This is a genomic window from Parabacteroides sp. APC149_11_2_Y6, assembly GCF_054506995.1.
In genome coordinates, this window is record NZ_CP173709.1 from 2,217,763 (window position 1) to 2,229,363 (window position 11,601).

The window sequence follows — 11,601 nt, forward strand, 5'->3', positions numbered from 1 at the left end:
ACCTATATTTGTATTTAGATACCTGAAATAGATGGTACGATAGTATTCTTTATTACAAAGTTGTGTTTCTAAATACAGTTATATGAAGATTTTTAAATATTGTGTTTTATTATTTTCCCTTGCAGGTTGTTCTTCTTCAAACGAATTGAATAATGGCATTTTTCAAATTACTTTTTCGAATACCGGGAAACTGGAGGAGGTAATAGTATCTACGGAGCAAGGCCCTAAAGCAATGGATATGCAAACGCCGGAGCGCAAAGGGGAGGTTTATCTCAAGTCTATGCATGCAGGAAGCTGGCTGGAACCGGAAAAAACAAAGAATGAGAAAGATAAATTCATTCAATATTTTTCGTCGGAAGACGGAGATATTTCATTGACTTATTGTCCGTACGGTACGAATACTTTTTTGGTAAAGGCTTCGTTCGTGGCCAATGTAAATCTGGATTCGCTTGCTATTGGTATCCGTTTTTTTGCTATACAACCGGAGCTGGTTGAAGCCTGTTACTGCCTGCCGCTTAGTCTTCCGTTTTTAAGGGAAGATTCTTTGAATAAGATTCCGGATGGTTATATTTCCAATGGAGAAACTTTTAATAATACATTTTCTTTGATAACGCGGGATGAGACTTATTCGGTGTCTGTCTTGCCGCCCGATTTTCGTTTAGATCCTGTTTTTGATGCAACGGCGGCATCAGACTATAGGGTAGGCTTCAAGCCCCAAAAGAAGACGGAACCGGATAAACCTGAATTGGCTGATGGCTCCATCACTGTTTTGTGCAACCATAACCGGAAAATAAATAAAGGAGAAATAATCGAACGTGGATATCTGGTTTCTGCGGATTTGAATACCCCAGGAGGATATGCTACCGGATATCATATCGGAGAATATATGAATAAAGTCGACTATAAAAAGACTGATAACCTGATAGATATTTACCGGAAATCTATGGATTATTTATTGAATAATCCCCATTGCTTCGGTAAAATCGGTAACTCTGCAGCCAACTACTTTGGAGCCATGCATACGCAGACAGCCCAGCCTTTTGATAACGGGACGGCTTTTTATGCAATGTATGGGAATAGTTTCTCGGCTGCTGCATTAAATCAATATAAGCAGATTCAGCCCAACGCTCCGGATAATTTACAAATACGGCTGAATGCCGTAAATGATTTTTTATTGAAATCGGATGTCCTGACCAAGGAGGGTGCTTATTGGAGTATGCTGGATTTGCGGTTTAATAAAGGCTATGTAGACCAAGCATATAAGAAATGGATAGAAACACATGCCACCGGGTGGGTTACTTACTACTTACTGGAGGCCTATGGGATATCAAAAGATAAAACCTATTTGCCAGTTATAGAGAAAACTTTAAAATGGATGGCAAATGAACAGTTACCGGATGGCAGTTTCCCTAAATATTTTGAAAAAGGCATTCCTTCCGAAAAAAAACTTGGAGATATAGCCTGGATGACTCTCGCCTTTTTTAAAGCGGCTGAGTCGGGGATAGCCATCCCCGGAATAGATTTGAAAAAACAGGCATTGCTTTCTGCTGAATGGATATTGACTAATCTGGTTCCCCAAAAACAATATCAGGGAAGTTTTGAAGATGTCGGCGGGGTGAATGATTCGTATTGTCCCAGTATTACGGCACGGGCTCTGATTGAAGCCTACCGGCAAAGCCATAATAAAATGTATTTGAATGCCGCCGAAGATGCATTGTCTGTTGCTTTGTCATGGATTACCTGTGGCTATACGATGGATGGAAAGTCTATGGATACCTGGAGTGAAACATACCGTTTTCAGCCGGCTTATGCGCAAGTGGAAAGTACGAGCTGCTATTGGCCATGTTCTTATACACTTCCTGCTTTGTTTTTGGCAGCCGGCGAACTGGCATTACAAATACAGGAGCCTGACCGGAAAGCATATTGGACACAGCTAAGTAGCCGGTTTAATTATGTTTCCGCTTATTTATTGGATAACCAAGAAACAAAAGGGCGATTTGGGATGGAGTGGTTGCTTTCTCCTTTTCTCGTTTTCTCAGAATGGGGAAATTCCCAGCTTTGTTGGAGTGTTTTAGAAACTTTGCGAATACGGATACTTATGTCTTTACCTGAATTTAAACTAAATTCCTTACTATCGGGGATATATAAAGGTAATAGTTATTCAATTATACTTCCAAAATGGAGTGATAATGATTTTTTGTTGTCTATAAATAAAGATGTAGAACCTGTAACATTTAAGAATATCTCGGGTCATAATTGTATATTCCTATTATCGGAAGGACAACATGTAAATGATAAGTTATCTTGTGGCAGATTATTAGGATTGTTACCTTCTTCTGTATATAAGATGAAAAATCTGCAAACAGGTGAATTTTCAGGAGAATATACAACAGAGCAACTTTTAAACGGAATAGATATTTCGTTTACAGATTTCTTATTTTTCGAATTAGTTCCGAAAGAGAGATAAGATTATACAATTGTTCATTATAATGCCCTGTCAAAATAAACCCCCTTTCCAATATAAAATATATCACTGGAAAGGGGTTTTATTTATTACTCTATTTATAAATATATTTTACCTGGGGGCTTTCCTGTAAACATAAATCGCAATAAATGTATAAACGAAATTCGGTATCCATGCCGCCATCCAGGGGCTCAGACCACCATTAATTGCGAATGTAGATGTAACGGTAGTAAACAGGATATAGGAGAAACTAAGTCCTAAACCAATACCGATATTTAATCCCATACCACCTTTTATTTTACGTGACGACAAAGAGGCACCAATCGTAGTCAGGATAAATGCAGTCATAATGGAAGCAAAACGTTTATGGTATTCTATCTGGAATGTCTGAATATTCCCGATACCTCTTTTCTTTTGTCGTTCTATATATTCCGAAAGCTGGGGAGAAGTCATCGTCTCGCAATCGTCGGAAGAGATAAGGAAGTCGGAGGGGACAATCGTAAGTGTCGTATCCTTACGGCTACCTTCTGTGATATGTTCACGCATGCCGTCGAAATCGCGTATCATATAATCGATAACAGTCCAGTTATAAAGCGTATCGTATTTGATAGAACTTGCTGTTAAACGGGAAATAATCTTCTTATCATCATAATGGTCAAGAGAAAAACGGTATCCCATACCAGCTTTAGCGTCATAACGGTCAAAATAAGCGATTACTCCGGGTTCTATTTCCAACTGTGCAGCCCGGGCAAATTCTGTTTCCGGTCTGTGCCGGACGTATGTATTCATAAATTTAATACGGACTTCGTTAGATGGAGGGATGATAAAAGCTGTCAATAAAAATGTACTCAGTGCAATAATGGCTGCTGATATAAAATAAGGGACCATCAGCCTGCGGAAACTCATTCCACTTGCCAGCATCGCTATAATCTCTGAGTTATCAGCCAACTTTGAAGTAAAGAAAATTACTGCAATAAATGTAAACAGCGGACTGAACAGATTGGCAAAGTAGGGAATAAAATTCATGTAATAATCGAAAATAATGGACTTAAGCGGAACATCCGGCTTCAGGAAGTCGTCAATCTTTTCGTTAATATCGAAAACAACCGAAATGGAGATAATCAACAAAATGGCAAATATATAAGTGCCAAGAAATTGTTTAATAATGTATCGGTCTATTCGTGTCAGCTTGAGTTTCATGTGAGTGTTTTATCTTATAACCGGTTAGATAATTGACGAACCATTCCGCTTTTCCAGCTTGTAAAATCTCCCTCGATAATATGGCGTCGTGCTTCTTTGACCAACCAAAGGTAGAATGCAAGATTATGGATAGATGCGATTTGAAGTCCTAATAACTCGTTTACTTTAATCAGATGGTGTAAATAAGCTTTGCTATACAATGTATCCACATAGGAATGTGCATCCGGATCAATAGGAGAGAAGTCATTCTCCCATTTCTTGTTTCGCATATTTATCGTACCGAAACGAGTGAATAATTGCCCGTTCCTTCCATTGCGTGTCGGCATGATACAGTCGAACATATCGACTCCCCGCTCGATTGCTTCAAGGATATTGATAGGGGTTCCGACTCCCATCAGATAGCGTGGCTTGTCTTTAGGTAGTATTTCGTTTACCACTTCTATCATTTCATACATCTTATCGGTCGGTTCACCTACCGCCAAGCCACCGATGGCATTTCCATCTGCGTTTTTCCGGGCTATGTTTTCAGCGGCTTTTTGACGCAGGTCCGTATATACACAACCTTGTACAATCGGGAAAAGGGACTGCTGATAACCATACTTCGGTTCCGTGCTATTGAAACGTTCGAAGCAACGGTCCAACCAACGTTCTGTCAGGCCAAGCGATTGTCTGGCATAATCATAATCGGCATCTCCCGGACAGCATTCGTCGAAAGCCATGATAATATCCGCCCCGATAATCCGTTGTATATCCATTACCTTCTCCGGAGTAAACAAATGCTTGGAACCGTCAATATGTGAACGGAACTCTGCTCCTTGCTCATGTAGTTTACGATTATCGGAGAGGGAGAATACCTGAAATCCTCCACTATCGGTCAGGATCGGTTTATCCCATGTATTGAATTTGTGTAATCCCCCGGCTTGTTCTAAAACCTGTAACCCGGGGCGAAGATACAAATGGTAAGTATTACCTAAAATTATTTGAGCTTTTATATCTTCCTTTAATTCAGTCATATGTACACCTTTTACTGTACCTTGTGTACCGACTGGCATAAAAATAGGCGTTTCAATTACTCCATGATCGGTGGTAATAAGACCCGCCCTTGCATTTGATTTTGTATCGTTATGTAGTAAGTCAAATTTCATAGTGCAAAGGAACTCATAATTCTTTTAAGAAAAAAGAGTTTGTAGGAAATTATGTTATCTCCTGGTATACAGTTTTATACGTTTTTTCACGACTACGAATAAGTCTGTTATCCGGATAATAAAATTCCTGATATTGCATAACATAAAAAGCAAAGACTTTCATGTTATGGAGGAAGTAACATAACTATCTGGTATTTATAATAATTAGGCTTAGATGTTCCATAGTTCGTATAGAACCACGTTAAAATGGGATAGTCCTGTTTTTGTATGTTAACAATCTGTTATTTATGTTGTTATATAGCATTTAAGATAAAAAAATTAAACAGAATAAATTAGCAGGATACTTTTTAAAAGAACTTTTGATGTTCAAGCTTAGTATTGGGTAATATTAATATAAATACATTATCTTATTGAAATGCAAAAGCTTAATGTGAGTTAAGCCTTACTCTTGCATGATGAAAATAGTTCTATTTTTGTAAAGAATTTGATTATAACATGAGTTCTATACGAACTTTAGTAGAATAATAGAGCTTAGAAAAAATATCAATGGGAAATTCGTTTAATCATTATAATAATGGTCGATAAAAAATAACCAAACCTTTATTATTTTACACCGAAGAGAGTATAGTTAAGCTCTCTGAACTTTTCGTATTATCACCAAAACTATTAATCCCTGAAATGGGAAAGAGGTTGTTCAAAAGAACAGCCTCTTTTATTTTCAGAAACCAAAGTCTTCAACTTCAACCTCTTCCACCTTTTCTTCCTTAGGTTTTTCCACAAACTTGTGAACTTCATTTGCTTTAATAATAATTGCACGCATTGGACGTACAGGGCAAATCGATTCACATCCTCCACAACCAATACAGAGATCCGGATCTACTTTGGGTATGGTTAATGTTCCTTCATAAGGAACCATATGGACCGCCTGAGTCGGACAGTGCTCGGAGCAGGCTCCACAATCCGTTCCTTCTGTTTTTACAATGCAACGATTTATAAAGAAGGTGGCAATGCCGACTTGGGTAGTCATCTTTTCTTCTTTGCTTATCGGCTTTATAGCTTCAACCGGACAAACATCCGCACATACTGTACATTCATAATTACAATAGCTGCTGACATAAGCCAACCGGGGCCTTAGCAGGTAATCGAAGCCATATTCCAAACCGGCAGGGCGAAGTACCTGACTCGGACAACGGGTAACACAAAGATGGCAACCTGTACATTTATCTTTGAAACGTTCAAGGCTAATGGAACCCGGAGGTGTGATGGGAGGCCATTTTTTCCTTTCCTTGTTTCCATGTCCACAACCTTCACCTTTATGATTTCCACAGTCACCTTCCTTACATTTTCCTACTTCATCCGCTATAACGGATACGGCCGGAAGAGAAGCTGCAACAGTTATTCCTGTACGAAGCAGGGAACGACGCATCGGGTCGATGTCTTTATCAGTATCAGCTTCTACAGAAGGTGTTGTCCTTTGCTTTTTCAAAGGGAAATTGAAACGATACTGCAATCCTCCTTTTGCACAAGATGATACACAGTTGAAACAATCGACACAACGGGATGTATCTATTGTTAAATCTTTACTGTTAATAGCTTCTGCTTTACAAGTATGTTCGCAATTTCCACAATGTGTACAACTGTCTTTATCAAAAGAAATACGGAAAAAAGAGAAACGCGAAACAAGACTTAATAAAGCTCCTGTAGGACAAATCGTATTACAAAATAAACGCCCTCTGGAAATTGTCATAAAAGTGAATACAACCAAAGCCATCAGAGCAGCAATTATTCCCTGAAGAGCTACCGTACTGATTGTAACATGATATAGGGAATAATTGTCCATCTTCATCAACAATTCTGCCAGCATATTATTTCCCCACATAACAGCCGGACGGAACAGATTTGTTGCTATACGTCCGTAATTACTATACGGATCGAGCAACAAACACAACTCACTGGAACCAAATACTAAAAAAACCGCTGTTAGCGCAAGTATCGCATACCTCAAGAGATTCACCGGTTTATGATATTTGAACCGGCGCAATCCTTTTTTCTTCTTTTTTCCGATGCAAAATAGTCTGTTAATAATGTCTTGCAGGATACCGGCCGGGCACATCACTGAGCAATAAATACGCCCGAACAATAATACTAATACAAATTGGAATATGATAAATCCTGCTAATCCGCCCAATACGGCAGGCAGGACTTGCATGTGTAATAATATATGTATTTTATCTGAACTCCATCCGGCAAAATCAACAAAAAACAGAGTTACAGGTATGAAAAAGAGGCATGCGAACAAAATTCGCAGCCCCCTTAAATAGTTTAGCCTTTTCATCAGATCTTGATGCGTTTGATATTTAATTTCTTTAAATCAGTTGTTCCTAATTTCAATGTCTCCCCTTTGCCAATATGTCCCACAGCTTCCATATCCAGCTTCTTCACCTGATTAAACAGAGCCAAAGCAGCAGTATCTATGGCTACGATATTTGGAGAAACGATCAGGGATTTCAATGTCGCTACATCGGCTGCGCTTTTTCCCTGCGGGCCATTCTGGTGCATAATCCGATAGGCATCAACAATATTCAAAACCGGTTTCTTTTGCCATGTACAAATATCGGCAATGCATTGTTGCAGGTCATTCTGATGGAAGAAACGACGATCCCATACAATACCCATATAGTTTTTCATAGCGCAAGTCATTTTGGCACCTCCATGGTTTTTCAGAACCGGCACATTAATCCAGGCATCAGCTTCTACCAATGCTTCATGTATCTTTGCATTTTTAAGTGATACACCATTGGGGATAGAGACTTCTTTATAATATTTTTCATCATTACCCGGCATAATGATACCACCGGCATCTTTTACAGCATCGGCGATACCGCTTGTTTCATAACATTTCTGCCAGTTATCGCATGTATGGTCGAACACGGTTACTTTTTCAGCACCCGCTTCAAAGCATTTTTTCACCAGCGCTTTTACTAACTTCGGATTGGTATTTCCCGCCATTTCCGGCGAACGGTCCCAGCCGATATTCGGTTTTATCACAACCTTTTGCCCTTTTTTGATATATTTGCCAATTCCGCCTAATGCTTCCAAGGCTTTATCCAACATGGCTTCAGGTTCACCTCCCATAACAGCTACCATATCAGGAGCTTGCTCTACTGCCATAGTGTTTGATGAAAGAGCAGCTTGCAGTCCTTCGAATTTTAAAGAAAGAGCAGCACCTGCAATTACACTGGTTTTTAAGAAATCACGACGTTTCATGTGTTTATTAAATTTGATAGGATATTAAAGATTTAACAAAGGTAATAATCTGTGATAAATAATGTATATTTGACGTTGAAAAATTTATACAAATATGCATTTATATACGTATGTATCAATAAAATCCTTTATTGAAGGATGCAAAGCTTCTGATTCAGACCCGGTTCTTACACTACAAATACCCAATATGATGTATTCCGCCCAGGAATATGAAACGGAATACGGCCTGTCTTTACTCCGTCAAGCTATTGGTTTGTATGAGAAAAAGAATAATATTGCCCCGGATCAGAGTAAACAAGCAATGCCTTTTTTCCGTAAAAACAGAAAAATGCTGGTAGGACCGGAAATGGAAATGTATGCACTTTCATTGTTTGAAAGCCAAACAATCCCTCATAGTCTGAAACTTGGACACAGCTATCCGTATGTAAGACTTATGCTGGATTATCAATTGCTGGGAGAATATTGCCTTTCGCAAAATATGTATCTACTACGTTGTAAATATAATGAAGAAAAGAATTTGCAAACTTTTGCGGACCAAATGGAACAGGAGTACAATAAGTTCTTTTATGACGATGAACATACAGGTTTTACACCAGATTCCCGTTTATTTTCTATGCTCTGTAATGCTTGCCTGGAAGTAAGAAATCCTCATTTCATATCAGAAAAAGAATGGCGTATCGTTTCTTTCCATACTCCCTCGGACGTATCCTATTTATTGGTGGACGGTCAGTTAATACCATCTGTCACAATCTCTATTCCATTTGGCTGTATCCGACAGATAGCTCTACAAAATAGAAACGAAAATAAATTAACATACAGTGCATTGGCCGGTTTTCTTCAACAAATAGGTTTAATGCCGGAACATTATCTGGAAGGTATGATAGAACAATAAACGTTTTTATTATGGCAATAACTTTTGATATACGATTACCCCATTACAATCGGGGATTTCATTTAATTACAAAGGATATAATTTCACATTTACCAGGTATAACCATCTTGCCATAAACTCACCCCAGCAGGCTCATCTGCCACTGTATGAATGATGTGAATTATTTTCATTACTTTTGTGTCTTAAAAAAATTAGATACGTGGAAGAATATCTGAAACATTTGAATGAGAGCCAACGTGAAGCGGTCGTCTATACCACAGGTCCTTCTTTAGTAATAGCCGGAGCCGGGTCAGGAAAAACGCGTGTACTGACATACAAAATAGCTTATTTATTGCAACAAGGATTACCTCCCCAAAGTATTTTGGCATTGACTTTTACGAATAAGGCTGCCCGTGAAATGAAAGAACGTATAGCTGCATTGACTGATACGGAAACAGCCAGACGTTTATGGATGGGTACTTTTCACTCAATATTTTCACGTATTCTGAGATATGAAGCCGACCGAATCGGCTATCCGCATGACTTCACCATTTACGATACTGCCGATTCCAAAAGTTTGTTGCGCTCTATCATTAAAGAAATGCAGTTGGATGATAAAGTATATCGTCTTAACATGATACAAAGCCGCATATCCAATGCTAAAAATGCACTGGTAACTTATAAGGCTTATGAGCAGAGCAAGGAACTGATCGAACATGATATGGAATCGAAAGTTCCTTTGGTTCGAGATATATACAAGCGTTACCAGAATCGTTGCCAGCAAGCAGGGGCAATGGACTTTGATGATTTATTATTGCAGACCAATATCTTATTCCGCGATCATCCGGATGTACTGGATAAATACCGTAACTTTTTCCAGTTCGTATTGGTTGACGAGTATCAGGATACTAATTTTGCCCAACATCTGATTGTTCAGCGTTTATGTGAAAAGCACCAGCGTATCTGCGTGGTAGGGGATGATGCACAAAGTATTTATTCATTTCGCGGTGCAAACATCGATAATATCCTCCAGTTCAAAAGCCAGTATCCGGGTTGCCGTATCTTCAAGTTGGAACGGAACTATCGGTCTACCCAAAATATTGTAAATGCGGCAAACAGCCTTATCCATAAAAACACAAAGCAAATTCCGAAAACTGTCTATTCCGAAAAAGAAGAGGGGAACAAGGTTTGTGTCTTTTCTTCTTATTCCGATTATGAAGAAGGGTATGCTGTTGCAGGCAAAATAAACGATATGCAGTTGCGGAACTATGAATATGCGGATTTTGCAATTCTATATCGTACGAATGCACAATCGCGTATTTTGGAAGAAGCTCTTCGCAAGCGGGGTATTCCTTATAAAATATACGGGGGACTTTCATTCTACCAGCGTAAAGAGGTTAAGGATGTTATTTCTTATTTGCGTTTAATCGTCAATCCGCACGATGAAGAAGCATTCAAGCGAGTTATCAATTATCCGGCCCGTGGTATAGGCGATACGACTTTAAATAAACTGATTACGGCTGCTACCGATAATAATGTAAGTTTATGGACTGTATTGAACGACCCTATCGGATACGCTCTTTCCATTAATAGCGGTACGGCAAAAAAACTAAGTAATTTCCGGGACTTGATACAAAGTTTTATCAACCGGAATGAAGCACATTCGGCAGAAGAGATTACCGCTGTTGTTGTAAAAGAGAGCGGCATTGTCAGTGTGCTGTTTCAAGACCGTTCTGTTGAAGGTATCAGTAAGCAGGAAAACTTACAGGAGTTGCTGAAAGGTATTTCCGAATTTTGCGAACTTCGTCGTGAGGAAGGTATAGAGCATGTTTCTCTTGCAGACTTTTTGTCGGAAGTCTCTTTGCTTACCGACCAAGATAACGATAAGGACGAGCAGGCAAATAAGGTGACAATGATGACAGTCCATGCAGCCAAAGGGTTGGAGTTTAAGAATGTATTTGTTGTCGGTATGGAAGAAGATTTGTTCCCGTCCATGATGGCTAAGGATAATCCGAGAGCAGTAGAAGAGGAGCGGAGGCTCTTTTATGTGGCCATCACCCGTGCGGAGCAAAACTGTATCCTGACTTACGCCAAAAGCCGCTATCGCAACGGACAAAGTACAATGTGTTCTCCCAGCCGCTTCCTAAAGGATATCGATGTGAAATTCCTGAATTTGCCGGCAGATGCAATGGCTGCAGATACATTTGCCGAGGCCCGCGAACGTTTCCAACGGCCAGCGGCATTTACTTCTCCTTTCCAGCAACCCAAAGCTGTAATAGAGAAAGAAAATACGTATTCATCGCCTGTTGTACAAAAAGTGCAGCAAGCCACTCGCCTTACCAAAATAGAGAATGCCAACAATGTACCTTCAACTCTGGCTACTGATTTATCAGGTCTTAGTGTGGGTGCCAAAGTCCGCCACGAACGTTTTGGAGATGGAGAAGTGACTGCCATCGAAGGTACGGGAGGAAATGCAAAGGCAACTGTTTCCTTTACCCATTTCGGACAGAAACAATTATTGTTGAAGTTCGCCAAATTGACAATTCTCTAACCTTGTTCTCACTTTCCCGGAATGTATTAATAATTACCCGGCAACTGCTTACAACTACATGCCGGGTAATTATAACTATATGCCAGGTGATTGTAACGATCTG

At 39.4% G+C, this 11,601-nt stretch carries 7 protein-coding genes and 1 pseudogene; 4 read left to right on the forward strand and 4 right to left on the reverse strand.

What is annotated here, in order from left to right:
* Positions 1-82: 82 nt before the first annotated feature.
* Positions 83-2,467 (forward strand): prenyltransferase/squalene oxidase repeat-containing protein, encoded by a 2,385-nt coding sequence (locus tag ACGE0T_RS09015; RefSeq protein ID WP_459190137.1) that lies wholly within the window; start codon positions 83-85, stop codon positions 2,465-2,467.
* 108 nt (positions 2,468-2,575) lie between these two features.
* Here the strand turns inward: ACGE0T_RS09015 and ACGE0T_RS09020 are convergent, their stop codons facing one another.
* The 4 genes from ACGE0T_RS09020 to ACGE0T_RS09035 all read right to left on the reverse strand — a co-directional run bounded on the left by ACGE0T_RS09020 (position 2,576) and on the right by ACGE0T_RS09035 (position 8,076).
* A complete protein-coding gene (locus ACGE0T_RS09020) occupies positions 2,576-3,664 on the reverse strand; it encodes an LptF/LptG family permease (RefSeq protein ID WP_459190138.1) in 1,089 nt (362 codons plus the stop codon).
* Between the two features lie 14 nt (positions 3,665-3,678).
* A complete protein-coding gene (tgt, locus tag ACGE0T_RS09025; RefSeq protein WP_459190139.1) occupies positions 3,679-4,809 on the reverse strand; it encodes a tRNA guanosine(34) transglycosylase Tgt in 1,131 nt (376 codons plus the stop codon).
* Between the two features lie 718 nt (positions 4,810-5,527).
* Entirely contained in the window at positions 5,528-7,144 is a 1,617-nt protein-coding gene (locus tag ACGE0T_RS09030; RefSeq protein ID WP_459190140.1) for a 4Fe-4S dicluster domain-containing protein, read from the reverse strand.
* Complete coding sequence (locus tag ACGE0T_RS09035) at positions 7,144-8,076, reverse strand: DUF362 domain-containing protein (protein ID WP_459190141.1); 933 nt, start codon at positions 8,074-8,076, stop codon at positions 7,144-7,146. The genes ACGE0T_RS09030 and ACGE0T_RS09035 overlap by 1 nt, the downstream gene beginning before the upstream one ends.
* A 94-nt stretch (positions 8,077-8,170) precedes the next feature.
* Here ACGE0T_RS09035 and ACGE0T_RS09040 point away from each other — a divergent pair, with 94 nt between their 5' ends.
* The 3 genes and pseudogenes from ACGE0T_RS09040 to ACGE0T_RS09050 all read left to right on the forward strand — a co-directional run bounded on the left by ACGE0T_RS09040 (position 8,171) and on the right by ACGE0T_RS09050 (position 11,498).
* A complete protein-coding gene (locus ACGE0T_RS09040; RefSeq protein WP_459190142.1) occupies positions 8,171-8,968 on the forward strand; it encodes a hypothetical protein in 798 nt (265 codons plus the stop codon).
* 11 nt (positions 8,969-8,979) lie between these two features.
* Positions 8,980-9,069: pseudogene (locus ACGE0T_RS09045) on the forward strand (secondary thiamine-phosphate synthase enzyme YjbQ); the annotation flags it as partial.
* Between the two features lie 98 nt (positions 9,070-9,167).
* Complete coding sequence (locus ACGE0T_RS09050; protein ID WP_459190143.1) at positions 9,168-11,498, forward strand: ATP-dependent helicase; 2,331 nt, start codon at positions 9,168-9,170, stop codon at positions 11,496-11,498.
* The last annotated feature ends 103 nt before the right edge of the window (positions 11,499-11,601 follow it).